The organism is Bacillus sp. SH5-2, from assembly GCF_008368905.1.
GTDB classification, from domain to species: Bacteria; Bacillota; Bacilli; order Bacillales; family Bacillaceae_G; genus Bacillus_A; species Bacillus_A luti.
Window position 1 is genome coordinate 147,977 of the sequence record NZ_QOSD01000007.1, and the last position, 26,603, is coordinate 174,579.

At 37.1% G+C, this 26,603-nt stretch carries 27 protein-coding genes and 1 pseudogene; 12 read left to right on the forward strand and 16 right to left on the reverse strand.

The annotated features are described in order from the left end of the window. The first annotated feature begins 74 nt into the window (after nt 1-74). Nucleotides 75-1,307, forward strand: a complete 1,233-nt coding sequence (locus DN410_RS07120; RefSeq protein WP_071711088.1) for an ammonium transporter — start codon at nt 75-77, stop codon at nt 1,305-1,307. 229 nt (nt 1,308-1,536) lie between these two features. Here the strand turns inward: DN410_RS07120 and katB are convergent, their stop codons facing one another. The 3 genes from katB to asnB all read right to left on the reverse strand — a co-directional run bounded on the left by katB (nt 1,537) and on the right by asnB (nt 6,059). After that, nucleotides 1,537-3,003 carry a catalase KatB gene (katB, locus tag DN410_RS07125; protein ID WP_149175965.1) on the reverse strand — a complete coding sequence of 489 codons (1,467 nt, stop codon included), beginning with the start codon at nt 3,001-3,003 and terminating at the stop codon, nt 1,537-1,539. A gap of 59 nt (nt 3,004-3,062) precedes the next feature. After that, complete coding sequence (gene hemH / locus DN410_RS07130) at nt 3,063-4,022, reverse strand: ferrochelatase (RefSeq protein WP_149175966.1); 960 nt, start codon at nt 4,020-4,022, stop codon at nt 3,063-3,065. Between the two features lie 189 nt (nt 4,023-4,211). Beyond that, nucleotides 4,212-6,059 (reverse strand): asparagine synthase (glutamine-hydrolyzing), encoded by a 1,848-nt coding sequence (gene asnB, locus DN410_RS07135; protein WP_149175967.1) that lies wholly within the window; start codon nt 6,057-6,059, stop codon nt 4,212-4,214. A 239-nt stretch (nt 6,060-6,298) separates the two neighbouring features. Here asnB and DN410_RS07140 point away from each other — a divergent pair, with 239 nt between their 5' ends. Next, a complete protein-coding gene (locus DN410_RS07140) occupies nt 6,299-6,853 on the forward strand; it encodes a DUF2777 domain-containing protein (RefSeq protein WP_149175968.1) in 555 nt (184 codons plus the stop codon). Nucleotides 6,854-6,980: 127 nt separating this feature from the next. Here DN410_RS07140 and DN410_RS07145 read toward each other — a convergent pair whose 3' ends face one another. Further along, complete coding sequence (locus DN410_RS07145; RefSeq protein WP_000233505.1) at nt 6,981-7,349, reverse strand: YisL family protein; 369 nt, start codon at nt 7,347-7,349, stop codon at nt 6,981-6,983. 150 nt (nt 7,350-7,499) lie between these two features. On the opposite strand from DN410_RS07145, the gene rocD reads away from it, so the two are divergent. Together rocD and DN410_RS07155 are read left to right on the forward strand one after the other, a co-directional pair. After that, nucleotides 7,500-8,690: an ornithine aminotransferase gene (gene rocD, locus DN410_RS07150; protein WP_149175969.1), complete on the forward strand. Its 1,191-nt coding sequence runs from the start codon at nt 7,500-7,502 to the stop codon at nt 8,688-8,690. A 106-nt stretch (nt 8,691-8,796) separates the two neighbouring features. Then, nucleotides 8,797-9,081, forward strand: a complete 285-nt coding sequence (locus DN410_RS07155) for a hypothetical protein (RefSeq protein WP_149175970.1) — start codon at nt 8,797-8,799, stop codon at nt 9,079-9,081. A gap of 34 nt (nt 9,082-9,115) precedes the next feature. Here the strand turns inward: DN410_RS07155 and DN410_RS07160 are convergent, their stop codons facing one another. Continuing rightward, a complete protein-coding gene (locus DN410_RS07160) occupies nt 9,116-10,015 on the reverse strand; it encodes a fumarylacetoacetate hydrolase family protein (protein ID WP_179958589.1) in 900 nt (299 codons plus the stop codon). Between the two features lie 246 nt (nt 10,016-10,261). Here DN410_RS07160 and DN410_RS07165 point away from each other — a divergent pair, with 246 nt between their 5' ends. The 8 genes from DN410_RS07165 (at nt 10,262) to DN410_RS07200 (ending at nt 13,175) form a co-directional block, all read left to right on the forward strand. Continuing rightward, the gene (locus DN410_RS07165; RefSeq protein ID WP_000462856.1) at nt 10,262-10,438 is read left to right on the forward strand and encodes an aspartyl-phosphate phosphatase Spo0E family protein; all 177 of its coding nucleotides are present in this window, start codon (nt 10,262-10,264) and stop codon (nt 10,436-10,438) included. Between the two features lie 98 nt (nt 10,439-10,536). Next, nucleotides 10,537-10,758 carry a spore germination protein GerPA gene (gerPA, locus tag DN410_RS07170; RefSeq protein WP_001111191.1) on the forward strand — a complete coding sequence of 74 codons (222 nt, stop codon included), beginning with the start codon at nt 10,537-10,539 and terminating at the stop codon, nt 10,756-10,758. A gap of 14 nt (nt 10,759-10,772) precedes the next feature. Beyond that, entirely contained in the window at nt 10,773-10,979 is a 207-nt protein-coding gene (gene gerPB, locus DN410_RS07175) for a spore germination protein GerPB (RefSeq protein WP_149175971.1), read from the forward strand. Between the two features lie 68 nt (nt 10,980-11,047). Next, on the forward strand, nt 11,048-11,662 hold the full coding sequence (gerPC, locus tag DN410_RS07180) for a spore germination protein GerPC (RefSeq protein WP_149175972.1): 615 nt from the start codon (nt 11,048-11,050) through the stop codon (nt 11,660-11,662). Nucleotides 11,663-11,668: 6 nt separating this feature from the next. Then, nucleotides 11,669-11,863 (forward strand): spore germination protein GerPD, encoded by a 195-nt coding sequence (gene gerPD / locus DN410_RS07185; RefSeq protein WP_149175973.1) that lies wholly within the window; start codon nt 11,669-11,671, stop codon nt 11,861-11,863. 15 nt (nt 11,864-11,878) lie between these two features. Next, nucleotides 11,879-12,265: a spore germination protein GerPE gene (locus DN410_RS07190; RefSeq protein WP_149175974.1), complete on the forward strand. Its 387-nt coding sequence runs from the start codon at nt 11,879-11,881 to the stop codon at nt 12,263-12,265. 42 nt (nt 12,266-12,307) lie between these two features. Beyond that, entirely contained in the window at nt 12,308-12,523 is a 216-nt protein-coding gene (gerPF, locus tag DN410_RS07195; protein WP_001141570.1) for a spore germination protein GerPF, read from the forward strand. 268 nt (nt 12,524-12,791) lie between these two features. Beyond that, nucleotides 12,792-13,175, forward strand: a complete 384-nt coding sequence (locus DN410_RS07200; RefSeq protein ID WP_149175975.1) for a DUF1433 domain-containing protein — start codon at nt 12,792-12,794, stop codon at nt 13,173-13,175. 85 nt (nt 13,176-13,260) lie between these two features. Here the strand turns inward: DN410_RS07200 and DN410_RS07205 are convergent, their stop codons facing one another. The 11 genes and pseudogenes from DN410_RS07205 to cspA form a co-directional block, all read right to left on the reverse strand. Further along, a complete protein-coding gene (locus DN410_RS07205) occupies nt 13,261-13,539 on the reverse strand; it encodes an RNA polymerase alpha subunit C-terminal domain-containing protein (protein WP_149175976.1) in 279 nt (92 codons plus the stop codon). 23 nt (nt 13,540-13,562) lie between these two features. Further along, complete coding sequence (gene addA, locus DN410_RS07210; protein WP_149175977.1) at nt 13,563-17,288, reverse strand: helicase-exonuclease AddAB subunit AddA; 3,726 nt, start codon at nt 17,286-17,288, stop codon at nt 13,563-13,565. Continuing rightward, on the reverse strand, nt 17,285-20,800 hold the full coding sequence (gene addB, locus DN410_RS07215; protein WP_149175978.1) for a helicase-exonuclease AddAB subunit AddB: 3,516 nt from the start codon (nt 20,798-20,800) through the stop codon (nt 17,285-17,287). Before addB ends, addA begins: the two co-directional genes overlap by 4 nt. A gap of 116 nt (nt 20,801-20,916) precedes the next feature. Continuing rightward, nucleotides 20,917-21,480: a signal peptidase I gene (gene lepB, locus DN410_RS07220; RefSeq protein ID WP_000751903.1), complete on the reverse strand. Its 564-nt coding sequence runs from the start codon at nt 21,478-21,480 to the stop codon at nt 20,917-20,919. Between the two features lie 56 nt (nt 21,481-21,536). Continuing rightward, complete coding sequence (locus DN410_RS07225; RefSeq protein WP_149175979.1) at nt 21,537-22,130, reverse strand: TVP38/TMEM64 family protein; 594 nt, start codon at nt 22,128-22,130, stop codon at nt 21,537-21,539. Between the two features lie 305 nt (nt 22,131-22,435). Further along, nucleotides 22,436-23,034, reverse strand: a pseudogene (locus DN410_RS07235) (DUF4306 domain-containing protein). A 216-nt stretch (nt 23,035-23,250) separates the two neighbouring features. Then, nucleotides 23,251-23,832 carry a competence protein ComK gene (locus DN410_RS07240; RefSeq protein WP_149175980.1) on the reverse strand — a complete coding sequence of 194 codons (582 nt, stop codon included), beginning with the start codon at nt 23,830-23,832 and terminating at the stop codon, nt 23,251-23,253. 212 nt (nt 23,833-24,044) lie between these two features. Beyond that, nucleotides 24,045-24,818: an FkbM family methyltransferase gene (locus DN410_RS07245; RefSeq protein WP_149175981.1), complete on the reverse strand. Its 774-nt coding sequence runs from the start codon at nt 24,816-24,818 to the stop codon at nt 24,045-24,047. Between the two features lie 152 nt (nt 24,819-24,970). Next, a complete protein-coding gene (locus DN410_RS07250) occupies nt 24,971-25,540 on the reverse strand; it encodes a glycosyltransferase family A protein (protein ID WP_149175982.1) in 570 nt (189 codons plus the stop codon). Between the two features lie 360 nt (nt 25,541-25,900). Then, nucleotides 25,901-26,176, reverse strand: a complete 276-nt coding sequence (locus DN410_RS07255; protein WP_149175983.1) for a hypothetical protein — start codon at nt 26,174-26,176, stop codon at nt 25,901-25,903. Between the two features lie 104 nt (nt 26,177-26,280). Beyond that, entirely contained in the window at nt 26,281-26,484 is a 204-nt protein-coding gene (cspA, locus tag DN410_RS07260; RefSeq protein ID WP_000301522.1) for an RNA chaperone/antiterminator CspA, read from the reverse strand. Between the last annotated feature and the right edge of the window lie 119 nt (nt 26,485-26,603).

The window sequence follows — 26,603 nt, forward strand, 5'->3', positions numbered from 1 at the left end:
TCTTTCTATTTCGAATATGATATGAAACATAACAAATCGATGTTATTTTTTCTAACATTACAGGAGGAGAGAAAATGAATACAGGAGATACGGTTTTTATGTTTGTGACGACCGTAATGGTCATGTTAATGACACCAGGATTAGCACTTTTTTACGGAGGCATGGTTCGTAGTAAAAATGTACTAAGCACAACAATGCATAGTTATAGCGCCATGGCTATCGTTTCGATTCAATGGGTTGTGATTGGTTATTCTTTATCATTCGGACCAGATTGGCATGGCCTTATCGGCAATCTCGATTGGTTCGGTTTAAACGGAGTTACCTACGCACCAAACCCAGACTACTCATCTACTATTCCTCACAATTTATTTATGATGTTCCAACTTATGTTCGCTATTTTAACTCCCGCTCTAATTTCAGGTGCATTCGCCGAAAGAATGCGATTTTCTGCCTTTCTTATTTTCATCCTTCTATGGACAACACTCGTTTACAATCCTGTCGCTCATTGGGTATGGGGCGTTGGCGGATGGTTAAGAGAACTTGGCGCACTAGACTTCGCTGGTGGAAATGTTGTTCATATCACTTCTGGTGTTGCCGGTCTTGTATTAGCTATATTCCTTGGAAAACGAAAAAACATAAACGGTACTTCTCCTCACCATTTACCATTTACGATGCTAGGCGCAGGGCTACTGTGGTTCGGCTGGTTCGGCTTTAACGTCGGGAGTGCATTATCCTTAAACGACGTAGCTTTAACCGCATTTATTAATACAAATATAGCCGCTGCTGCCTCCGCTCTAACTTGGATGCTATCTGAATGGTTCTTCCAATCAAAGCCGACTGCTATGGGAGCTGCTTGCGGGGTTGTTTCTGGTCTAGTCGCTATTACGCCAGCTTGTGGATTTGTTACACCCTTTTCCGCTCTTCTTATCGGGGCAATTGGCGGCGTATTATGTTTCGGCGCTGTTTTCTTCTTAAAAACAAAATTCGGATATGACGATACACTCGATGCTTTCGGATGCCACGGCATCGGTGGAACTTGGGGCGGGATTGCAACAGGACTATTCGCAACTACTACTGTAAACGGCGATGGTGCGAACGGATTGTTTTACGGAAATACCGCTTTACTGTTTAAACAACTTGTAGCAATTGGAGCAACATATGCATTTACTATCATCATGACGTACGCCATTATTAAAGCCATTAATTTCTTCCTCCCTGTCCGGGTAGATGAGCACGAAGAACATATGGGACTTGATATTTCAATGCACGGCGAGAAAGCTTACGAGTATACTGAGCGAGTGAACTAAAAAAGAGATGCAATCTATTGATAGTGGATTGCATCTCTTTTTATCATACTTGTTGGCCCTATACCCCATCTAGTATCGCCATAAATATATCAGCGATTTTTGTAATAGATCGACGTTTCGACACAACATATCGATTTACCAACAAATTCCGACATGATGAAAATGAAAAATACCCCGGCATAATTTTACAAACAAAAAAGACGACCAGGTTTCGGTCGTCTTTTCCTATTTATTTCGGAGCATTTCCTACATATTGCGTAATATCAACATTTAATGCCTGCGCTAAACGCATACCGTACTCTTGATCTGCACGGAAGAAGTTACAAACAGCTAATAATTTCGTGCGCTCATTTACGTCTTTTAAGTCGTTTGTTAAGTTTGCAATTAAGTTATCTTGCTCTTCTTTAGAGAATGAACGGTAACGCTCACCCGCTTGTTTGAAATCATTTGGTTTCTCAATTTTTTCACGAGATACGTAGCCTTCTACTTTCATAGTTGAATCGCGGTAAGCTTTGTCTTCAACTGGATTTTCTGTATGACGGCTCGGTTCGTAGTTTATTGTAGATGGATTTTGATTAACTTGCATTGCACCATCACGTTGTTGATTACGAACAGCTGCATACGGGCAGTTTACAGGAATTTGTAAGTAGTTTGCACCAAGGCGGTAACGCTGTGTATCTGGATAAGAGAATAAACGACCTTGTAATAATTTATCTTCAGATGGTTCAATACCATTTACAGTTGCACTTGGAGAGAACGCCACTTGTTCTACTTCCGCAAAGAAGTTTTTCGGGTTACGATTTAACGTCATCGTCCCTACTTCCATTAATGGGAAACGATCTTCTGGCCAAACTTTCGTTGGATCTAACGGATCGAAATCTAAAGAATCCGTTTCTTCTAGTTGCATCACTTGTACGTGTAAATCCCACTTCGGATAATTCCCTTTTTCGATTGCATCGAACAAGTCACGAGTTGCATGGTTGAAGTCTTTTCCTTGTACTTCTTGCACTTCTTTTGCACTTAAGTTACGTACACCTTGCTGTGGTTTCCAGTGATATTTAATGTAGACGATTTTACCTTCTGCATTAATCCATTTAAATGAATGTACACCGAAACCTTCCATTTCACGATAGCTTGCTGGTGTACCGTAATCAGAAAATACCCATGTCATCATATGTGTAGATTCTGGACTTAATGTCATGAAATCCCAGTAACGATCTGGTGTTTGAATATTTGTATCAGGTGCTGGTTTCAAAGAATGTACCATATCAGGGAATTTAATCGCATCACGAATGAAGAAGACTGGTAAATGATTACCTACGATATCATAGTTTCCTTCTTCTGTATAAAATTTAACAGCGAATCCACGTGGATCACGAGCTGTTTCCGGAGAACCTTGACCATGAATAACCGTTGAAAAACGAACAAATACAGGCGTTTCAGTTCCTTCATTTTGTAAAAATGCTGCTTTCGTATATTGCTTCATGCTGTTTTTCGTTACGAATACACCGTGAGCACCTGCACCACGTGCATGCACAACACGCTCTGGAATACGTTCACGATCAAAGTGTGCAAGTTTTTCTACTAAATGATAGTCTTCTAACAATACCGGTCCACGGCGACCAGCTGTACGAGAATTTTGATTGTCTCCAACTGGAGCACCTTGGTTTGTTGTTAAGCGATTATTTGGATTCATCTAGGGGGATCCTCCTCTTTCTTTCGTAGTAATTATTATTTGTTTAAAATTATTATAAATTAATTATTATTCAAAACTAAACCTTTGTCAACTATTTCCTTCATTTTTTTGGAAACAATTGCAGCTAAGCAATCAATAAATGGAGATTGTGAATTCGGCATATTCGGTCTAAAATACGCGGCATTTATTTCATCCGTTACAACCCTGCATTCATAATCGTTGTCATATAAAACTTCTAAATGCTCTGCAACAAAACCAACTGGACAATATATGAAAGATTCATAGCCATGCTCTTCATATAAATCTTTCGTTAAATCTTGCACATCAGGTCCAATCCACGGATCTGGAGTGTTTCCAGCACTTTGCCAACCGATTGTATAGTTTTGAATATTTGCAGCCTCTGCAATTAAGTCCGCTGTATGCTGTAATTGCTCAACATAAGGATCACCTGCTGCAATAATTTTTTCTGGTAAACTATGCGCTGAAAAAATTACGACCGCTTTTTCTTTATCTTCAATGTTTGTAAATGTTTCTTTTATTTGATCTGCCCAATATGAAATAAACTTCGGTTCGTCGTACCATTGTTCAATTGGCTCAATAACAGGACCACCTATTTCCTCCGAAAGACGAATTGCACGGTCATTATACGCTTTAATACTAAAAGTTGAATAATGCGGCGCCAACACAATACTAATTGCCTGCTCAATCCCATCTCTCTTCATTTCTTCTACTGCATCTTCTATAAATGGAGCAATATGTTTTAAACCTAAATAACATGTAAATTCATACCCTTTAAATATGTTATTCATTGAATCTGTTAATTTATGCGCTTGCTCTTTCGTAATTTTTGCAAGCGGCGAAATTCCACCAATCGATTTATAGCGCCCGATTAAATCTTGGAGCGCCTCTTCGGATGGTTTACGGCCATGACGAATATGCGTATAATACGCCTCTACATCATCTAACGACTCTGGTGTTCCATATGCCATTACGAGTAAACCTATTTTTTTCTTTGCCATCTATATAACACCTCAATTTCGCAAATGAGAATCTTTTTCAAGAATGTTTGTTTCCAATTATAACAAGCAATAATAAGTACGTCAAAATAATAATTCTAATTAAGTATTATTTATAAGGTAATTTCGAATTTTATTTGACAATTTATTTAATAAAAAAAGCGACTCACATAAATGTAAGCCGCTTTTCTGCTATTCTTTAATATTTACCCCATACTCTTTAAACCACACATGAATTTGCGCTAAATGAGCTAAAAGCTGAGGACCAGTCATTAATTGACCGAACCAAGGTTTTTGAAATGCACTGCCGCCCGACTCAATCAATCCACTCAGCTGTTCCTTATCAAATAGTTCGTGTAAAATTGAGCCTTTATCCGTTAATAAACCTTGTAACCATACTGTTACTGCTTTTGTATAGTGCGGATTATGCGTTTTCGGATACGGACTTTTCTTTCTATACAATATATCATTTGGAAGTAATCCTTCTAGCGCTTTACGCAATAGACCTTTTTCGCGGTTTTTATACATTTTCATTTCCCAAGGAATATTCCACGCATATTCGACAAGTCGGTGGTCTGCAAACGGAACACGTACTTCTAAGCTTGCTCCCATACTCATACGATCTTTTCTGTCTAATAATGTTGTCATAAACCATACCATGTTTAAATAAAATAATTGTCGTCTTTTTGCTTCTAGTGGGCTTTCCCCCTCTAAAATAGGAACTTCTTGAATGGATTCTTCATAACGCTGCTGTACATATTGTTGTAAATTTAGTTTACTTCTCCATTCTTTTTTTAGCAGTTGCTCCCGTGCCTCTGTAGAACGCATCCACGGAAATGCACTCGATTGTAAATCATCTTCTCTATAAAACCACGGATACCCGCCAAATATTTCATCTGCACATTCTCCAGATAAACCGACAACAAAATCTTGTTTAATTTCACGGCAAAACCATAATAGTGACGAATCAATGTCTGCCATACCAGGCAAATCACGAACGAGTACTGCTTCTGTTAAATACTCTGCCAGCTGTTCATTCGAAATGACGCATCGATGATGAATTGTTTCAAATGTCTCCGTCATTAAATTAATAAATGGTGCATCTGAATTCGGCTGAAATGCATTTGCTTTAAAGTATTTGTCATTATCTTCATAATCAACAGAGTATGTGTGTAATTGCCCTTTGCCTGATCTTTCGTATTCTTTTGCAGCAATTGCTGTAATCGCACTCGAATCTACGCCGCCCGATAAAAAAGTGCATAACGGTACATCCGAAACTAATTGCCTTGTAATGGCATCTTGTAATAAAAATCGCGTTTTCTCTACCGTTTCCTCAAAGGAATCTTCGTGCTTTTTACTTTCAACATTCCAATATCTCCATATACATAAACCATTCTTTGAAAATGTCATCGCATGACCTGGACGTAATTCTTTTATACCAGCATAAATACCGTGACCAGGCGTTCTAGATGGTCCGAGACCAAATATTTCTGATAATCCTTCTAGCGTTACTTCCGCTTTTACATCTGGATGCGCCAATATCGCTTTTAGCTCGGATCCAAATAATAATCGTCCGCTATCATATTTATAAAATAGCGGTTTTACACCTAAACGATCTCTTGCAATAAACACTTGCTCTTTCTGTTCATCCCATACTGCAAAGGCATATATACCGTTTAAATGATCGACACATTCTTCTTTCCATTCAATATAAGAAGCTAATAGTACTTCCGTATCAGAGTGACCTTTGAACGTATACCCTCGTCTTAACAACTCCTTTCGAATGTCTTCTGTATTATATAATTCACCGTTGTAGCAAATGGCATAATTCGTTTCATCTTTTAAACAAGTCATCGGCTGTTTACCGCCCTCAGGGTCCACAACGATTAACCGCTTATGCCCAAATGCAACATTTCCTTTAATCCAAACTTTATTATCATCCGGACCCCGCTTCGCTAACGTCTCAGCCATCTTTGTAACGGCGTCTCTTTCTCCTTCTAATGAGCGTTTATAATCCACCCATCCTGTAATCCCGCACATATGAATCATCCTTCCATCTTGTTTCTTTTCCTAAACGAGCAGTAATCCCCACCCTGTGAGTGCGGATCAAAAAAATGACAAACTTGACGATAACCTACTATCCACATATGGAATAGCATTTTCACTCTGTAAAACGTGTTTTATTGTATGCCCACCTATGTCTAGATGTGTCTAGTTATAAAGAATGCACGAACTGTCTATAACAAGAATAACTACTTTCAATAAAGGAGAAATCATGTATGATACAACGTAAACATATTTTATATAACCAGCCCCGCGCTCATACAGTCGGCAATGTAGAATGTATAAATAATGAATGGGTGTTCTTTGATGACGAAAATGAAGAAGCTTTTTTATTAGAAGATATTGCTGAAGATGGGTTTGAAATTTTGTATAACAACAATTGGCTACCTGCCCGTTTCTACGAACAAGATGTATTACAAATCGCAAACGAGCAGCACCATTTGCAAAACGGTGAAATGATACGCATTCGAAAAAAATTACTTCTTAGCTATAATGAATGGCTTGAGGAATTACCTGATTCTGTCTTTACATTATTAACTGAATCATTGCAATCCCTTCACTACTCTTTATATGATTGCATGTATTGTCATAATTATTTATCCTTCTTACCGAAAGAGGAAGCATGCGAAGGAGTAAACATTCTTTTATTCGATAACGAAGAGATGATTTGTGCACTGCACCACCATTTCGTCCGTCACGCTACCTCAAATAAAAACACGTTCCGTTTTACGAAAGTAAATGGAGAAGAGTTGCATATCGATGCGACATAAAGTGAAACTTTAATCAGTGGAGGCATCCCCTACTGATTATTAGCCCTCACCAATCGGATGTTTACGGGATAAAAATAAAAACCACCTTTTGATCTCAAATATTTGAGATCAAAAGGTGGTTTTACTTTTATTTGAATACGTACCAGCCAATCGGTAATTTTAGTCCTAAGTAAATTACCGCTACTAACGCGACAATAAATAAGCCCCAAACCGCCCCCGTTGGTTTGTTTTTGCTCATTTTTACAAGAACCATTTCCATGCCGCCAATTACTAAAATACCAGCTAACATTTTCATGCCGTACCACATGTGCATGCTACCTGTTGCTGTCTTCACAATACTCATGTACAACATGAAGCCTGTCACAATAATGAGGATGTACATTAGGCGAAGCCCCATATGTACACCTTTACCTTTTCTTCCTGCCGAATAAAGTGAATACGCCACAAAGAATAAAATTAAACCTAACGCCCATGCTGTAATATGCATATGCACCATCGTATTCCTTACCTCCTCTTTTCACACTTTTTCACTCTATATGATAACATGTTCATTTATTTTCAGGAAATGTTTCGCTTTTTTACATTTAAATGCTATAATATTTAGAGTATTTACAAACTTCTTGTAATAACAAAAGGGGGAACAATCATGATTCAAACTAAGGATATTATCGAACTTACAGACACATACGGAGCAAATAACTACCACCCACTTCCAATCGTTATTTCTAAAGCAGAAGGTGTTTGGGTAGAAGACCCTGAAGGAAACCGCTATATGGACTTATTAAGTGCATATTCTGCAGTAAACCAAGGTCATCGCCATCCAAAAATTATTAACGCTCTAATCGAACAAGCTAATCGTGTTACGTTAACTTCTCGTGCTTTCCATAGTGATCAATTAGGTCCTTGGTACGAAAAAGTTGCGAAACTAACTAATAAAGAAATGGTACTTCCTATGAACACAGGTGCTGAGGCTGTTGAAACTGCAATTAAAACAGTTCGCCGCTGGGCTTATGACGTAAAGAAAGTAGAAGCAAACCGCGCTGAAATCATCGTTTGTGAAGATAACTTCCACGGACGTACAATGGGTTCTGTTTCTATGTCCTCAAACGAAGAGTACAAGCGTGGATTCGGCCCAATGCTTCCTGGCATCGTTGTAATTCCTTACGGTGATTTAGAAGCATTAAAAGCTGCAATTACACCAAACACAGCAGCATTCATTTTAGAGCCAATTCAAGGTGAAGCAGGAATTAATATCCCACCAGCTGGTTACTTAAAAGAAGCTTTTGAAGTATGTAAAAAAGAAAACGTTTTATTCGTAGCAGATGAAATCCAAACAGGCTTAGGCCGTACTGGTAAAGTATTCGCTTGCGACTGGGACAATGTAACTCCTGACATGTATATACTTGGTAAAGCACTTGGCGGCGGTGTGTTCCCAATTTCTTGCGTAGCAGCAAACCGCGACATTTTAGGCGTGTTCGAGCCAGGTTCTCACGGTTCTACATTCGGTGGTAATCCACTTGCATGTGCTGTGTCTATCGCAGCTCTTGAAGTATTAGAAGAAGAAAGGTTAACAGAGCGTTCTCTTCAATTAGGAGAAAAGTTAGTTGGGCAATTAAAAGAAATTGATAACCCAATGATCACTGAAGTTCGCGGTAAAGGTTTATTCATCGGTATCGAATTAAACGAGCCAGCTCGTCCTTACTGTGAACAACTAAAAGCTGCTGGTCTATTATGTAAAGAAACACATGAAAATGTAATTCGTATCGCACCACCTCTAGTAATCTCTGAAGAAGATTTAGAGTGGGCATTCCAAAAAATTAAAGCTGTATTATCGTAATGATAGAGAGGTTGTCCTACACGTTGGGACAACCTCTTCCTTTCTCTAATCATTTACCTTAAAATAAGATTGAATATTCAGTTTTTACAAAAGGAGGAGAAACTGCGTGCTTTTAAAATACGGGAAACATATTAACTACGTAGCTACCATTCTTATTTTCATTACATTCATCGGATTCCTATTATCCACAACGTTACTCAGTCACTATTCAACCCCCCATACGTTTACATTACTTAAAGCCTCATTTTGGGCTTCCGTCTTCCTTACAGTTATCGGATTTGGTCGTGAAAGAAGTTCTCTTGCCGTTATGCTAATCGGGGTATGTACGTTAGCACTTATCGGATTGTATATTTTCGCTATTTTAGATTTTTTCAACAACCCAAGGCCATAAAAAAGAGCTATCTTTTAATAAGATAGCCCTTTCTTTATTTCACTATATTTCGCAAAGTACCAATTCCTTCTACTGTAATGACCACTTCATCACCTGCATGCAAAAATTTCGGTGGTGTAAAACCTTTTCCTACACCAGCCGGCGTTCCTGTTGCGATAATATCGCCTGGTTCTAATGTCATCCCTTTGCTTATCGTTGAAATAATTTCTTCTACTGAAAAAATCATTTTATTTGTGTTTGACTGTTGCCTTACTTCTCCATTTACTACTGTTTCAATGTGTAATGCGTTTGGCGTTCTAACCATTGATTTATGAATTAAATACGGTCCCATTGGACAAAACGTATCGAAGCTTTTCCCAAGGAAAAACTGCTTATGCTTCCTTTGAATGTCTCGAGCAGTTACATCATTTATAACCGTATAACCAAAAACATGCTCAAGCGCTTTTTCTTTTTTTATTTGTTTCCCTCGCTTGCCAATAATGATAGCTAGTTCGCCTTCATAGTCTAGTTCATCCGTTGCGTGAGGGTGACCATTAATTTGTTCATTCATGCCAATAACTGTTGTTGGTGCTTTCGTAAAGATCATTATATTTTCTGGAATAGACTCTACTCCGCCCATTTCCATCGCATGCTCACGATAGTTTTTTCCAACGCACAGAATATTCTTTCTCGGCCTTGGAATCGGCGCTAATATTTTCACCTCTGTTAACGGATAATACGCCGCTTCTCCGTTCTCTTTTGCCCAATTTACAATTTCACATACCTTCTCAATGCATTCATTCCCTCTTTCAATACATTCTAACATTGTAATCGGGATTGTAACCTTTTCCCCTTTTTGCCTTTGCGCTTCCCTTAAATGCAATACCTTTTCTTCTTCTTCATCCACAATACCTACGAATACCTTTTCTTCTTTCTTCGCCGTTACAAAACGCAATATTTCCACTCTCCATCCTAAAACTCATACCCTTTAATTGTATTCGCATCCGTAAGAAAAAAACCTTCTCATGCACGCTAATTTTTACAATATTCTTCTCGCATCCTATTCGTTACTCAGCAACTATTTGACATAAAATGTAGAAATTATACTTTTTTTAGCGAAAGTATTTCTTTTTTATGGAATTTTTGTATAATATGTACTACATATATACATAAAATTTATTGAGAGATGGAGCCGATTTCAATGTTTGAGCAAGCTATCGAAAAAAAACGTGAAAAAATGATCTATTTTGCTGAACGCTACGGAATGACTTCTCAAAAAACAGTAAATTGTAGCCAAGAATTGGACAGGCTCTTAAATGTCATTTGGCACATGCACACAGATTACACGCAAACTCAAATGTTCGAAACACATTCGTAATATCGGATGTGTTTCTTTTATTTCAAAAAAGTACACATTTTATTAAAAACGCCCATACAATAATAGAAAAGAAAATTTTAAAACGAAGGGTGTTTTGTATGCCGGCTATGGTTGGACATATTCGTATCGTTAATATCGGATCGAGTGGAATTTTTCATATTGGAGATGTATTTGCGATTAGGCCCATTAGTTATTCACGCGCTTTCGCTGGGGCCGGCTCCTTTAATGTTGGAGATAATGTTTCTGTCTACAATTACCAAAGTTCAACGACTGTCAACGATTCAGATGTAATCGATCAGGCAATCATTGGTTCAACTTAAAGGAGGCGATTGCATTGAATTTTTATGTAAACCAAAGTATCATCATCAACAGTATTAGGATTGATAGCATTACAACTTCTTCAGTATTCCAAATTGGCACTGCCGGAAGTATTAAGGCTCTATCTAAATTTTCAAATTCTGGCGGATTTACAGCGCCTCTTCGCCCATTACAGGCGAAAGGACAAATTATTTCCATCAAACCATCAACTAGTTCTTCTTAAGGCATCCTTGTCATAAATATATAGCAGGAATATATTTCCCCTCCCTATTGAAAAGGAGGTTTCACAAAATGAATCAAGATATATATACTTACTTACACCAACTTCAACAAGCTCTCCAAATACAGCAGGCAACTATCCTTACCCTAGAAGAACAAGTCCGCCTATTACAAGAAGAGCTTACTGAATTAAAAAGTCGGCCCTCCTCTTCTATAGGAAAAGTAGAATACAAATTCGATCAATTAAAAGTAGAAAACTTAAATGGTACTTTAAATATTGGTTTAAATCCATTTTCAACAAAAGGACAACAAATTGAGGACTTTCAAGTGGATACAGAAACATTGAAGGTAAATCCTGAAACCGAAACAAACCCAGACTTTTATCAAGGTATCCTCCAGGAAATGCATCGATACTTAGATGAAGAAGCATATAATCGTATTCTCCATTTTGAACAAGAAGAGAGAACACCACTTGATGAAATGTATCGACAAATGATGGTGGATGACATAAAAAAACAGATGGAACATAGACTTCCTTATTATTTATCACAAGCTCAATCGTATGAAGATGCTTCAACAAATCCAGATTATTTACGAGATATCATCCTTCAAGCTATGAAACATGACATCGACAAAGCCTTCCTATCTTTTATTCAACACATACCGGGAAATTTCCGAAAGGAGTAAGTATGTATGAATGTTAACGTTGTAAATCGCGAGTTAAAAGTCGGACAGATTAAAATGAATGGTGTATCTTCGTCCGCACTCTTTTTAATTGGAGATGCCAACCTCCTCATTCTATCTTCTATCCTTGATACACCATTTGAAACTGTTACCGAGGGGCCATTTGTACCATTAGTAACAGATGTTCCCCCTACTCGAGGTTAAGGAGACTGAAAACTTATGTTACATCATGTATCAGTTGTCCAAAATGTTTCGATTATTTCTTTAGGAATTACTGCCGTATTTCAAGTTGGGGATGCCAATCAAATGGAATTAAAAAGTAGAGCTATTGCCGTCCACCGGGAAATCCCTTGTTATATAAAAGGTGAAGGGCGCTTCGATGCATTTGAAATTTTTACAGATGAACACATCACAATCCCAACGCGAACGACAGATGTAAAATTAAATATTGTAAATGAATGCCCTTTTCTTGAAGTAAATAACGTTGAATTACGAACACTTTTAAACTCTGGTTGCTTTCAAATTGGAAATGTTGATTACGGTTTTAATAACTCTCGTATTATACAAATCCGTCAATATATTACGGATGAACCTTCCGCTCCATAAATCATATAGTAATTAAAAAGCTTAGAAAAGTAGGTGGATGGTATGCCCTCTGTTGTCGGAAATCTCGTCGTTCAAAACAGTAATGGTTCTTTCAATTTAGGGGATTTCTATAACGTATCTCCGAAAGAAAATACGAAAGCTTATAATGGATCTGGCGCTTCCAATGTTGGATTTGTCGTGAATACGTTTAGCGGCGTTAGTGCAACAAATACGTTTGATTCTGATGTGGCGGATCAAGACCAGATTGGAACAGCATAAAAAAGAATGCTTCGCACTATCTCTATGGATAGACAGTAAAAAAACGTCTCCGATGCCAAAGGTATCGGAGACGTTTTTTTACAACCTTTGAATAAACCGCTGTATTTTTGGCATACTCAAATAGAAATTCCCTTGGTTCATATTTTATGAAACCATTAGAAGTTGCTCAGTTGATTTCTATTTCGGCATTGGTTTTCGGTACAGCAAATCATGTTCCAACTCATTCCATGGTATATTTTAACTATATTCAAATTCAAGGGGATATCCTATGAAAAATAAATTGGTAATTTTTACATTTATTATTTGTATTATAGCAGGAGGATATTTTACTATGGAATACTTAAAACAAAAAGAAAAAGAAGAAACATTTTGGAAAGTACAAGAAGCCAGAGTAAAGAAGTATATACATTATAATATTAAGGATGTAAGAACAATTACATTTAAGGAACATAGTGTAAGTCCAATGGGTGTTCCTAGATTAAAAGGTTATATAAACAATGATGAAAAATTAGATTTCATAGCTCGTATAAGTACGACTGAAAACTTTGAAGACAAATTTACATGTTCTGGAGAATTAGATGAAATGATAAAAAAACCAGCAAAATCTGTAACCGAAATTGAAAAAGAAGAGAAAGAGAAAAGAGAAGAGTAGTCTTTGCACTACTCTTCTCTTTTGCGTCCCGTTTTAAGAAGAATGCAACGGTACGTTCTTTATAAGGACTAAGGAAGTTATCTTTTTATTTAAATGATAATCCGTTCTCCTCCAAAGCCTCCCTAAGCTTCGGCAAAGACGCAGGTCCCATACCATGCAGTTTTAAAATTTCTTTCTCACTATACTTTGAGAGTTCTTCTACAGTGTGAATTCCATGATGTTCTAGTGCCCTTCTTGCTGGCGCTGAAAGAAGAGAGAGAAAACCTTCTTTTGGTTTTCTCTCTTTCTCACAGGTTGGGCAAGTTGGACAATCGCTACTTTTATAGTACTCGTGTCCCTGTTCACAAGTTCTTAACGTTGCCATTTTTTATAGCCCCTTCCTGCTCTCTATCCCTCAATATTCACAACATGATTCCCATCAAAGAAGTATAAACATTTCTCTTTCACAGGATGTTGTAAACTTTTTTCGAGTGCTTTTGCATATAACGAAAGCTGCACTTTATATCGATCCTCTAAAATTGGTTTCGCTTGATCGAATCCGCCTGGGAACTTCCCTTCAATCGTATCTGTTTTGAAGTCGATTAACGTAATGCCATCTTCCTCTTCAATCATGCAGTCGATAACCCCTTGGACAAGAATCGATTCACCGTTCTTCCCTTGCCAATCTTGATACGCTTCTTCTGCTGCAAGCATCATCGTAAATGGTACTTCGCGCTCTACACTTTTTGCCGCTAATACCCTTTTACCTAAGTCACTGTCAAAGAATGAAATTACTTTTTCAATTGCTATTTCTTCCGCCTGCTCGAATGTTAATAATTCCTTATTTACCATTCCTGCGATTTGTTCTTGTAGCGTTTCGGCCGTAATCGGTTTCTTCAAATCTACATGCTGCATAACGGCATGGACTGCTGTTCCGCGCTCTGCGTACGTTAATCCTTTTTTCTCCATGAAACGAGGACGCGTTTTAATTGGTGCACGTAGTTTTTTAATAAAGGCGTTATCACTACCATCTTCTGATTGATAGTTTCTCTTTATTTCTGTAACAGATTGCTTCGCACGGTGAGATGTTGCTTCCTCATATCCGTACTTCCACAGTAATCTGTCGTACACTTCTTCTTTTCGTTCACTTTCTAACGGAACAGCCTTTTTCTCACGAAGTGCTTCTAATAATTCTTGTTTCTCTTCTTGAACTGGTTCTGGCGCAAGTAACGTGTTACCGTCAACAACTTCCACTTTCCAGCTAGTGTCATACTCATAAATTTCACCTGGAATATTTCCTTGCCCTAATTCAAGAAGCATTTCACTATCACGATGTCTATATAATGAAGGTGCAATCCAGTCTAAATAACAAGACGCTCCGGCACGAATGTGATCTGGTAATAACCATTCACTATGCTCTCTCGCATCCAGCCATTTTTCCATTTCCTTAGTTGCATCCTTAACTGTTCCGATTAAAATTAACTTCTCTTTTGCACGTGTTAACGCTACGTATAATACGCGCATTTCTTCTGCAATTAATTCCATTTTCATTTTACGCTTAATCGCTAATTGCGATAATGTTGTATATTTAATTCGTTTACGCGGATCGATAAATTGTGAACCGAAACCGAAATCTTTATGGAGTAAGAAGCGTTTCATTAAGTCTTGTGTATTAAAGCGGCGACCTAGTCCAGCTACAAATACGACCGGGAACTCTAGCCCTTTACTTTTATGAATCGTCATAATTCGAACGACGTCTTCTTGTTCACCTAGAGCTCTTGCCGTACCCATATCATCACCGCGTTCTAAAATACGTTCAATAAAACGTAAGAAGCGGAATAATCCTCTAAATGATGTTGCTTCATATTGTCTTGCGCGGTCATATAGTACGCGTAAGTTTGCTTGTCTTTGCTTTCCTGCTGGTAAACCACCAACGAAGTCGTAATACCCTGTCTCACCGTACACTTTCCAAATTAAATCAGAAAGTGATTGTTGACGCGCAAATTCACGCCATCCTTGCAGTAAATTATAAAACCACTCTAATTTATCATGAAGTTCTTGTTCTTCTTCAAGCGGTGCTCCTTTTAAGAACGAGCTCATCACTTCATAAAACGAGCCTTTTTTCCCATGAGCACGAAGCGTCGCAAGTTCTTCATCATTTAGTCCCACAATCGGTGAACGAAGTACGGCTGCAAGCGGAATATCTTGCATCGGATTATCAATAACGCGAAATACATTCATCATAATATTTACTTCTGTCGCTTCAAAATAACCAGTCGCAAGATCAGCGTATACTGGAATTCCTTGCAATTTCAACTCTTCCATAATTTGCGGCGCCCACGGCATGGAACGAAGCAAAATAACGAAGTCGCGATATTGTACAGGGCGCATACTATCCGTTTTACGATCATACACTTCATAACCTGAATCAACCATTGCTTTAATACGCTGCGCCATAAGACGGGCTTCAAGCTGTGCCTTTTCGACTTCTGCACCTTCTTCTCCGTCTATCACTTCTTCTTCCGTTTGCTGAATGCATAATAGTTCAGCCGCTACATCTTCACCTATTGGATAGCTAGCACCTAGCTTTAATTCAGCGTCAGCATCGTAATCGATTTCCCCAACTTCTTCGCCCATAATTTGTTTGAAGATGAAGTTCGTACCCGCTAACACTTCATGACGACTACGGAAGTTTTTCGCTAAATCGATCTTCATTCCGCCGCCCAATCCTTCTTGTGTGAAACGTTTATACTTTCCTAGGAATAAGCCTGGTTCTGCTAGTCGGAAACGATAAATCGACTGCTTCACGTCGCCAACCATGAACAAGTTTCCTTCACTCTCAGAATCTTTCGTTACAAATTTAATAATCGATTCCTGTACGAAGTTCGTATCTTGATATTCATCGACTAATACTTCAGCAAATTTATTACGATATTGAAGCGCTACAGCTGATGGCTTCATTTCACCGTCTTCACTTTGTTCGCTTAAAATTTGTAAACAGAAATGCTCTAAATCTGTGAAATCGACCATTCCTTTATCTCGCTTCATCGCTTGGAAACGTTCTGTAAATACTTTTACGAGCTGAACGAGTTTTTCTAATACAGGATGCATATCTTGAAAATCTCGTAAGAAACTTTCTGGTCTGCGGCTAAATAGCTCTTCTTGTAATTTCTTCACTTCATCTTTCGCTTTATTACGAAGGGAGTCTACTTGTTTTACAACATCTTCATTGTAATCACTTTTCTTAATACGTTTTAACGTTTGCCACGATACGTTTTGCATCGCTTCATATACGCTTGTCCACGACTCACGAGCAGCGGATGATAACGTTCCAAGTAAAGCTACGTCTGCTTGCAGGGTTTCAACGCGAGGCGCTGGACCTTCCGGAAGCATTGCGAGCTCCGTCGCTTTACGAATATGCTGTTCCGCTGTTTCAAGCTGGAATTTCACATCTTCTAATAAGTAAGAAGCGTACACTAAATCTTCAATTGTCTTTCCTTCGACGTCGTATGCTTCTACTAATTTATCAAGCCATTTCTCCGGATTTGGATGCGCTCTTGATTCTGTATGAAGTGCTAAAATCATACGTTGTAAGTCATCATCACTACGGTCACTCGTATAACGATCAACAAGTTCAAAGAATATCTTATTATCTTCGATGCCATACTCTTCTTCTAATATGTCATCTAGCACTTCTTCTTTTAACAATTCATTTTCTGTTTGATTTGCAATGCGGAAACGAGGGTCAACATCCAGCATGTAGTAATATCCTCTAATTACTTGTAAACAAAATGAGTGAATCGTTGAAATGGAAGCTTTATTTAATAGGCTTAGCTGCTTTCTTACGTGCTGGGATCCTGGTTCATCAATTAATACTTTTTCTAATGCTTCTCCGATTCTGTTTTTCATCTCTTGCGCCGCTGCATTCGTAAATGTTACAACGAGCAGGCGGTCGACATCGACTGGATTTTCTTCGTTTATAATCTTTTTAATAATACGTTCAACTAATACTGCTGTTTTCCCTGATCCAGCTGCTGCCGCGACTAAAATATCACGCCCATTCGCTACAACGGCTTTCCACTGATCATCTGTCCATTGACTACCTTCTGGTTTTTTAGGCCAATTTTCTATCATTCTCCGCCAACCTCCTCTCTTATTTTCTCCATCGCTTCACTATCTTTCATATCTTTTAACGAACGGAACTGATTATCTTCAAGTGACTCATCAAACTGACAAACAGATTTGAAGTTACAGAACGTGCATGCCGCTTTATTCCCCATTTTATAAGGAGCAATATCGATAACACCTTCTGTAATGTCTTTCCCGATGTTTTCAAACGTATGGTGTACGTATTTTTGAAGTACGTTAAACTCTTGCTCACTTGCAATACTTGAACGCGCACTAAAGCTACCGTCTTTTTTCAGACCAGCAGAAATAATATCTGAGCTTCCGGTTGAAAGTTTGTTATCCATTAAACGAACAACGTCAGCATCTCCTAGTACGAGTCCTTTCATTTTAAATTTCTTCAAAATTTCTTTTTCAATTTCTGCTTCCGTTGCGTCACCTTTCATCTCAACGATTGGATTATGAATATGGAAATACAGTACACCAGCAGGTGATGCTGTACCACCTTTTTTCATCCACGTCTGCGCATTTGAAGTAACAACATCTAAATACGTTAACATTTGAAGTGCTAATCCGTAATACACTTCCGTTAAATCTAATGCTTTTGCACTTGATTTATAATCAATAATACGAAGGAATGTCCCGCTCTCATCTTCCGCCTTATCCACACGGTCAATACGGCCGACCACTTCCATCTTCACACCATTTGGCAATGCGAATTCCATTGGCGGAAGCGATCCTGTACCACCCATACCGAACGGCACTTCTAAATCAACTGGTACGAAGCCGCTCGATTTCGCATGTTCTCGTAGAATGATTGACGTACGGAAAATGATTTGTTGTAGTTTTTGTTTTAAATAGAAATGACGGTTTGAACTTAATAAAATTTGCCTTTGTAATAACGGCGCAATTTCTTCTATTACTAAAACAGAAAGATGCTCACACTCTTTTATTGACAAATCTGCCCAAGTGCGGTTTTCACGTAATAACTTGTCCGCAATTTTCTTTAGTGCAGCGTGGAATAACTCACCGATATCTGGTGCATCAAGCTTGAAAATATCACGCTCTCTAAGCGACAAACCGTGCTGCGCAAAATGAGCGTACGCACAACGGTTGAATAGTTCCATACGAGAAACGCTTCCCTTAATTGTATCTCCATATAAATCTCTACTTACAGCTGTACTTAGTTTTTGCGCACGATTTCGGTAAAATAAACTTGATAGCACACGACTACTTTTTTGTTTCCATTCATCTGAAGTTACGTAGAAGTTATATACATCCCACCAAAAGTCTAAATTCCCTTCAAATCCGTATCGCTTCCACGTTTGTAATTGCTGCATAACGTAAGATAACGTTACTTCTGGTGTTGCTACGTATGAAATTTGTTCTGAACGCGATAAGTCGTTTACGTCATTCGTAATGAACGATTCTTTTACATCAGGGAACATTCTTTTTATTTTCTTAATAAAGCTAGACGCTAATAACGTCTTTCCTTCTTCATCTGCAAGCGGGCATGAAATGTATAATTTCTCAGTCGCTCTCGTTACCATTTGGTACATAACGAACTGTTCTTCTAATAAAGTTTGTCTCGTCGTTGGCGCTAATTCAATTCCTGTGGCGCCAAGGACTTCTCTTTCTTCGTCAGAAAGCATTCCTTCATCCATCGGTGCTGTTGGAATGACACCTTCATTTACGCCGATGATGAAGGTTGCTTTCACGTTTGATAAGCGAGAGTGATCAATATTAGCAATTAACACTTGGTCTAATGACGGCGGAATATTAGCGAATTGAAGTGCTTCAAGACCTGTCGACATAACGTCCGTAAACATAGAAAGTGACATTTTCTCTTCACCAAGCATCTCTACAAACGTATCAAGAAGGCTTATTACTTCTTCCCAAACTTGCTCATGGTCTGTCGTAAATAAGAAATCTCCGCTCTCTTCTGCACGTATACGTAATTCCTCTAACTTCTTCGGAACATCAAGTTCTTCTAAAAATAAGTAAACGGCTTCGCACATTTGCATAACCGTTCCCGCACGCTTCAGTCTTTTTTGCATGCGAATAACAGGCGTTCTTACAACGTCACGTAGCCTGTTTATTTTCTCTTCCATTTCACGTTCACTGTCTGTTATCATTCCGTTCGTATCGTCAAGTGAACGATAGCGGCGATACATCCACGGATCTTCAGCAGTCCATCTCTTCCCTTGTACACCGTACGCTAAACAGTAATTCTCAAATTCATCCATCTCTTCGCGCATCGCTTCTTTTCTTACATCTAGCGGATATAAAAGCTCCGTTTTAATGCAGCGAAACACTGCGTCATAGCGCCAATTCCCACTAATAATTTCTAAAGCAGAACGAATGCATTCTACTAATGGATGATGTGACATCGGGCGTTTTTCATCGATGAAATGCGGAATATTATAATCCGTAAATAACGTTCGCATTACATCGTAATAACTTTCTCCATTACGAAGAAGGACTGCAATATCTCGGTAACGATACTGTTCATCCCCGACAAGTTTACGAATTTCACGAGCAACTCCTTCTACTTCAGCTCGTAAATTCGCTGCTGTACTAATTGTTACGCTTGCTTCACCATGAAACTTTTCATTTGGACGAGCTTCATAATGCGTTTCTAAATGAGCTAATGCCGGAGAATGAAAACGAGGCTGTTCCATAAGTGGAATTGTTTTTTCAATTTCTATTTTCTCTTCACGTGCTACTTGCTTTATTTTTTCATATGTTAACGTCGTCTCATAAAATAGATCCAGTTCATTTACTGGCTGCGCTAACGTTTTTTCATCTATCGTTAACGTAATTGTGACTCTCGCTCCGCACATCATGAGCTTTCTTAAAATTTCTAGCTCTTGCGGGGAGAATGAATGAAATCCATCTATATAAATTTCAGCTCCATTTACATATTCAGACTGCGGAAGTTTTTCCACTAGTAATTGCAGGTAGTCTTCTGAATCTAAATACTTTCCAATTAAAGCACGTTCAAAATCATCATATAGTAGTTGTAAATCATATACTTTATTCGCTAATAGCTTTTGTTCTGCACTGCTACTATGCGCATCTAGTTGTTGCCACATTTCATATACGTTAGATGGCGTCACATTATACCGTTTAAACTCTGCAATCATACTGCCAAGATGTTCAAAGAAACCGTTTTGCTCCGCTGCTTTTTGGAACACTGATAGTCCGTCTTTACGCGACTCTACAATTTTACGAAGTAACATATGTACGCCCGCTTCATCAATATGAAGACGGCTCGCTCCACCAACTTCTTGCAACACCTTCCACGCTAATCGTGAAAAACTAAAAACTTGTGCCCGAATAGAACCTCTTACATCCTCACTTTCAATTAACGCCTGCTGCGTTTGGAATGTCATCTGTTCTGGCACAAGATATAATATTGTCTTCCCTCTCGGGCGCTGTTTTAACTCTTCCTGTACTTCGTGTAAACAAAGTGTACTTTTTCCACTTCCCGCTCTACCAATCACAAATCGAAGTGACATGTAACCCCACCTTTCACTTACATAACGAACGTTAGTTTGCTACTATAATTGTATTATAGTACACGAAAAAAGACAAACGGAGTTGTTTGTCTTTTCTATACTTCTACTTCATTATATCAACCTTTTGAAAAATTCGTTTGTACCTCTTTAATTGGCCAATATCGTAAATCAACTTTACCGACAACTGTATCAGCTTTCACAAATCCGAAGTGCCTACTATCCCAACTACCGAGTCGATTATCACCAATTACAAAAATATAACCGGGTGGTACAGATTTTTCTTTCGTTAACTCTTCTAGTTTAAAATCACCTGTTAGTTGCCGTCCATTTATCTCTTTCTTAAATGTTTCTAAATAAGGCTCATCAACGAATTGCCCATTTATATAAAGTTTATCATGCTTATATTCGATATGATCCCCAGGTAAACCGATAATTCGTTTTACATAGTCCTCTTTTTTATTCGCATGAAACACAACAACATCGAACCTGTTCAAATCCCCTACTTGATAGCTCACCTTATTGACAACGAGCATATTGCCATCTTGCAATGTCGGCATCATTGACTTCCCCTCTACGACGTACGTTGAAAAGAAAAACGTTCGAAAAAATACAGCTAATAATACACCAATTAAAATTGTTCGTATCCACTCTATGCCTTCTTTTTTCAAAGTTTTCTTCATCCGCTTCTCCCCTTACCCTTTAATAATGAAGCTTGCCTTTACAAAGAAGACTATTCTTAATGTAGTTCTAACCTTACTTCAATTTTTTTACCGACATACCATAAAATAAAAATACTAATTGCTACAATTACGGATTTCACCGGATTATGAATAAATGACATTAAATCATGACCGATATACGTTAAAATAAAAATCATCACAAGCTTTCCGAATGCTAATGCAAGTCCAAACTGTTTTACGCTAATGCGAGATAAACCAGCGACGACGTTTATAAGCGCAGACGGTGTAAACGGAAAACAAAATATGACGAAAATCGGTGCGAATCCTTTTCTTTCAATCCATCCCATTGCCTTTCGCACTCTCTCATGCTTATTTACAAAAGAAAAGAAACGACTGCGTCCAAAATGACGGATAATGAAAAAGACAAGCATGGCACCTATTACCGAGCCAAGCCATGAATATAGAAAACCGAGCCAAAATCCAAACGCAACAGCATTCGCTAGTACAAACACAATAAGTGGTAATGCTGGAATTAGCGCTTCTATCATCGGTAAACCAATACCAAGAAGTGGTCCGAACGCTTTATAACTTTCCACAATATGATCCATATTTTCTGGTGAAAAATACTCTTTGATCGACTGAAGATCCATTCTACACTTTACCCCTTTACTCTATTACTACCTCTACTGTATCACTGCTGAAATGAAAGAGGAAATGGTAGATACGACATATGGAGATGTATTTATTAAACTTTCCATACCTTTCATTAGAATTCCTTCATTATTATGCTATGATAATCTATCAATATTCGACAGGATGTGAAGTTAATTTAAATAACGTGCCTCGATTATAGCTTAATGGTTACATTTTATGAGAAAGAAGAAATGCAGAAAGTAATAATTAGTCTTTTCCATATAGGTAGCGACAGATAATTATTTTACCTTCAAACAATTATCTAATTGCTAGTTCGTACAAGTAATTTTTTTAGCAAACGTACACTGTCAATCACGATTAGTATTAACATATATAAGAAAGATAGTATTAATACTGTACTCGGAATAGGTAACATGCGAAATTTGTATAGAAACTTATCTATCATATATATATATCTTCTTCATTCGTTATAGTTGCAGGAGTGAAGATAAGGTAATCTTTCCAATTATCTATCCACGTTAAATTAACTGCGGAAAATTCCATCGTTCCTAACCACAAGTAAAGAAAAATTGGTATAAGAATCATATATTGCAGGCTATGTAATATCTTTCTTTGCTTCTTACATTCAATAATTTGAAAGACAATAAGTGTCAGCACATACACGATTGACAGAAAACATACTATAGTGATAAACGGTTGAATTGAAAAAGCAAATAGCAATTTATCCATTTCACTAATTTAACTATAATCTGTTGCATTTTGGGGTGTAAAAACAAAATGTTGTTTATCAGCATCTATCATTAGCTGGCCACCAGTGAAACTAGTAAACATAAATGTAATAAAAAATATAGGCAAAGCAAGAATATATTGTGCCCAAAATAACATGGTCCTTTTCAACATACCATCTCCTTTTTATACAGTAGGGAAAAAATATGATGTATGTTCACACTATATTAAGTATATAGGGTAATTACCATTATATTGTAATTCTATATTATCTTGAGCCCTTCGAGAACAAAAAGTTTGTACATTTCTCTCGTTTTATTTATGAATTTTACAGCGTAAACGGTATATATAATGAAATCAAAAAGGATGAGTCTCCCCATCCTTTTCCTCTCAGATATCCTCTTCTCTAACAACATACACTTTCTCATAAGCTGGTCTTAGTGTTAATCCATCTCTGTGATCAACCTCTTTAAAACAAGGACTCCCTTGTTTTTTTCTACGATCTTCATACTCTGTACGCAATTTTGCTGTACGATTTTGTTGATTTTCAAAACTAGTTTTTGATATTTCTAACTTCACAGCAAAGCCATTTATAAATCTAATAATGAGATTTCCATCTTTTAATTCTTTATTACTTTCAATATAAAAATGAGATAACCACGCGCACTCTTTTCTAGAATAAGAATAGGTAGGGAAAAAATAAAGTTGATCCGTCGGACTAATCGCAATCGGCGCTTTATGTGTAATATGAGTTAACTCTTTCGTTCCTTCTTTTCTGCCTAAGAAACTAGAACCATGCTTGCGGCAACTTCTTTCTATAATATCTAGAGGCTTTTGAAATACGAAAAAAGAATCTTCTATTTCGACAACTCGCGTCACAATTTTCTTTTCACTTAGAATAACAGGAAGTAAGGCCATCGTATTTTTATTTACAACATAGTTTTCAACATAGCGTTCTACTTTACTTTCCATACTCTATTATCTCCCTTTTTATTTATATTAGCAGCTGCATGTATAATTTTAGCACTTAAAAAAGGGAAACACCTTACAATATACGATTATTTACAAAGGTTTATCATTTATCAAACACATTACAAATTAATTAATGATAATATAGTAATAACAAATAATTAATTCATATAAAAAGAGGATTCTACATAGGGAAATGAATGTATCATTTATACTTACCAATTCTCATCCGTAAATACAAATTCTCCGGTATTAGTAATGGTGTGGATATGATCACGATTGACACGATTACCAGAAATATCATATATATTTTTGTAACTCTGTAGACTATCAAGCAATTTTTCAGTTTGAACCGCAGGAGAGGTATTATCTTCACTTGATACAAAATGAAGATGTTCATGTAAGAATTTTGGGTGTAGTGATAAATATAGAGTTGGTTTATGCGATGTTAAAAATTCCTGCAATTGCGGAATAAGAGTATACTCCCCGCCCTCAATATCCATTTTAATAAAGTTTATATCTTGTATGTTATTATCATTTATTAAATCATATATTGTAAGAGCTCGCACTTTGCAAGAGTGACTTGAAATAGTTGGAACCAAACTAGAAGTAGAGTCTCCAAATGTATGTCTCATGTATAAATTAATATCACCAGATTCTTCAGCTATAGCCGCATTAATAGGAGCAATCTTTGAAATAATAGAATGATTTAATGCACAATTTGCTAGTAGCTCCTGAAAAGCGATAGGATCTGGCTCAATTCCATACACCCGTTTAGCTCTATGTGCTCCGTATAATACAGTTGGACCGATCCAAGCTCCTATATCTAAATATGAGTGTGCGGGACTTAAAAATCTATCGAAAATCTTAAATGTTTCTTCTTCCCATTTCCCTCGGTTCATGTCATTCCAGATCCATATTGTCTGTGGATTAGAAATCACATTGAAGTGTACATCATTCTTTGTAACTTGGATTGGCTTTACAAACATCATATCACTCCTTTAATCGTTCTCATCTATATAAACCCTACTTATATTTTTCATATCATTACTTTATAAATATTTAATACATTACTATGCCTTGTATTCAAATAAATTTACACATAATACATTTTTTAAGAGGGCTTATATATAGATTGAATTCACGTATACCAATTTGGTGGCTTTGGCACATAATCATAATGATATAATGTAGTGGGAATTCTCACTTGATTCACAATATCTTGTGATACTCTAGCACCCCATTCATCATCTTCTCCATAACTTATATTTAAAAATTTGTGTTGTACGGCAATTCGTTTTGCATAGCACATTATATGATTCGGTTTTCTGTAATAAAAATTTTCATCTTCTGTATGTTCGAATTCTTTCCCCAATTTAGTAACTTTACTGAAAAGATTATTGAAATTTACTAAAACATCAAACACGATACAATCAGCTGTAGCATTTGAAGCAATAGTAGTACATAGCGTATCAATATAATTCGGCTCTACTCGATCATCATCATCTACAAAAGCAACGTATTCACCTTGCGCTTGTTCAATAAGAATATTCCGCTTTTCCCCAGTAGTTCTCTTTTTATTTTCGAGCATTACAAGTATTTCTACTGGTTTATCTTTAGCTTGTTCATATAATGTATCAAGCATTTTCTTTAAATACGTCATCCGTTCTGGAACAGAAGGAATTAGAATAGAAAGTACAATATTCGTCAACTCCTCACCCCTTTTTCAAAATTATATACGCTTACTTAGTTACATATTCGGATACAAAATGATGTAGTATGCATTTTCAACCTATCTTTACAATATGTAAGATTCTCTGTTTTGTTCATGATTTTGATGAACGGCTCGCATATTACATAGACAGATGAAACAGTCATGTGGGTAGTATAAAACTCATAAATATTCGAAAGTAAACAGATACTTGGACAAGTCAACTAGTATGATATTCACTTTATTTTTACCTAATCGTTCTTTACAAAGCGTTTCGTAAATCTACATGTATAGCAAGTGAAAATATAGTAAAAGACCTTCCTTCATGGAACGTCTTTTACATCTCTACTATCTTTTTATTTACTCTTCTTCATCTTTAAAAAAACCTGCTATTTTTTCTTCTTCATATTCATATTTTCTTCCAAGATGCTCTGTATTCCTTTTCGTTTTTAACAACATTATATATAGATATTCAGATTTAATATGTGAATGAGATTTCTTCAAATCAATTAACGTCACTTTATCACGTTCATATGTTTTCGCGTACGCCTTTATCTCTTCAATCGTATGTTTCAAGTCCTCTTCGTTACCTCTGCGAACATCGAGTATTACTTCACTTGTATACTTTTCTATCATATATATCCCTCGCCTTCTCCCCCAATATCATCAATACACTCATATATTTCAACAACAAAAAAAGGATGGCATGAGCCATCCTTTTTTCCATCATCAACTATAAATTATAGTTTGATTACGTTTTTAGCTTGAGGTCCACGGTTACCTTCTTCGATTTCGAAGCTAACTTTTTGACCTTCTTCTAGAGATTTGAAACCTTCAGTTTCGATTGCAGAGAAGTGTACGAATACGTCGTTTTCGCCTGGAACTTCGATGAAACCGAAGCCTTTTTCGTTGTTAAACCATTTTACTTGTCCTGTTACTGCCATGATTATTTCCTCCTAAGAAAATACAAATTTTTAATTTTTTAGTCTTCCTGTCTAAAAAAAGAATCCACACATTATCAAATACGAAACATAAACTAGTTCTCACATACTTTTTCTCGTTC

Coding starts and splice junctions, on each gene's coding strand:
- DN410_RS07120 (WP_071711088.1), top strand. CDS start 75: ATGAATACAGGAGATACGGTTTTTATGTTTGTGACGACCGTAATGGTC.
- katB (WP_149175965.1), bottom strand. CDS start 3,003: ATGAATCCAAATAATCGCTTAACAACAAACCAAGGTGCTCCAGTTGGA.
- hemH (WP_149175966.1), bottom strand. CDS start 4,022: ATGGCAAAGAAAAAAATAGGTTTACTCGTAATGGCATATGGAACACCA.
- asnB (WP_149175967.1), bottom strand. CDS start 6,059: ATGTGCGGGATTACAGGATGGGTGGATTATAAACGCTCATTAGAAGGA.
- DN410_RS07140 (WP_149175968.1), top strand. CDS start 6,299: ATGATACAACGTAAACATATTTTATATAACCAGCCCCGCGCTCATACA.
- DN410_RS07145 (WP_000233505.1), bottom strand. CDS start 7,349: ATGGTGCATATGCATATTACAGCATGGGCGTTAGGTTTAATTTTATTC.
- rocD (WP_149175969.1), top strand. CDS start 7,500: ATGATTCAAACTAAGGATATTATCGAACTTACAGACACATACGGAGCA.
- DN410_RS07165 (WP_000462856.1), top strand. CDS start 10,262: ATGTTTGAGCAAGCTATCGAAAAAAAACGTGAAAAAATGATCTATTTT.
- gerPA (WP_001111191.1), top strand. CDS start 10,537: ATGCCGGCTATGGTTGGACATATTCGTATCGTTAATATCGGATCGAGT.
- gerPC (WP_149175972.1), top strand. CDS start 11,048: ATGAATCAAGATATATATACTTACTTACACCAACTTCAACAAGCTCTC.
- gerPD (WP_149175973.1), top strand. CDS start 11,669: ATGAATGTTAACGTTGTAAATCGCGAGTTAAAAGTCGGACAGATTAAA.
- DN410_RS07190 (WP_149175974.1), top strand. CDS start 11,879: ATGTTACATCATGTATCAGTTGTCCAAAATGTTTCGATTATTTCTTTA.
- gerPF (WP_001141570.1), top strand. CDS start 12,308: ATGCCCTCTGTTGTCGGAAATCTCGTCGTTCAAAACAGTAATGGTTCT.
- DN410_RS07200 (WP_149175975.1), top strand. CDS start 12,792: ATGAAAAATAAATTGGTAATTTTTACATTTATTATTTGTATTATAGCA.
- DN410_RS07205 (WP_149175976.1), bottom strand. CDS start 13,539: ATGGCAACGTTAAGAACTTGTGAACAGGGACACGAGTACTATAAAAGT.
- addA (WP_149175977.1), bottom strand. CDS start 17,288: ATGATAGAAAATTGGCCTAAAAAACCAGAAGGTAGTCAATGGACAGAT.
- addB (WP_149175978.1), bottom strand. CDS start 20,800: ATGTCACTTCGATTTGTGATTGGTAGAGCGGGAAGTGGAAAAAGTACA.
- lepB (WP_000751903.1), bottom strand. CDS start 21,480: ATGAAGAAAACTTTGAAAAAAGAAGGCATAGAGTGGATACGAACAATT.
- DN410_RS07225 (WP_149175979.1), bottom strand. CDS start 22,130: ATGGATCTTCAGTCGATCAAAGAGTATTTTTCACCAGAAAATATGGAT.
- DN410_RS07240 (WP_149175980.1), bottom strand. CDS start 23,832: ATGGAAAGTAAAGTAGAACGCTATGTTGAAAACTATGTTGTAAATAAA.
- DN410_RS07245 (WP_149175981.1), bottom strand. CDS start 24,818: ATGTTTGTAAAGCCAATCCAAGTTACAAAGAATGATGTACACTTCAAT.
- DN410_RS07255 (WP_149175983.1), bottom strand. CDS start 26,176: ATGATAGAAAAGTATACAAGTGAAGTAATACTCGATGTTCGCAGAGGT.
- cspA (WP_000301522.1), bottom strand. CDS start 26,484: ATGGCAGTAACAGGACAAGTAAAATGGTTTAACAACGAAAAAGGCTTC.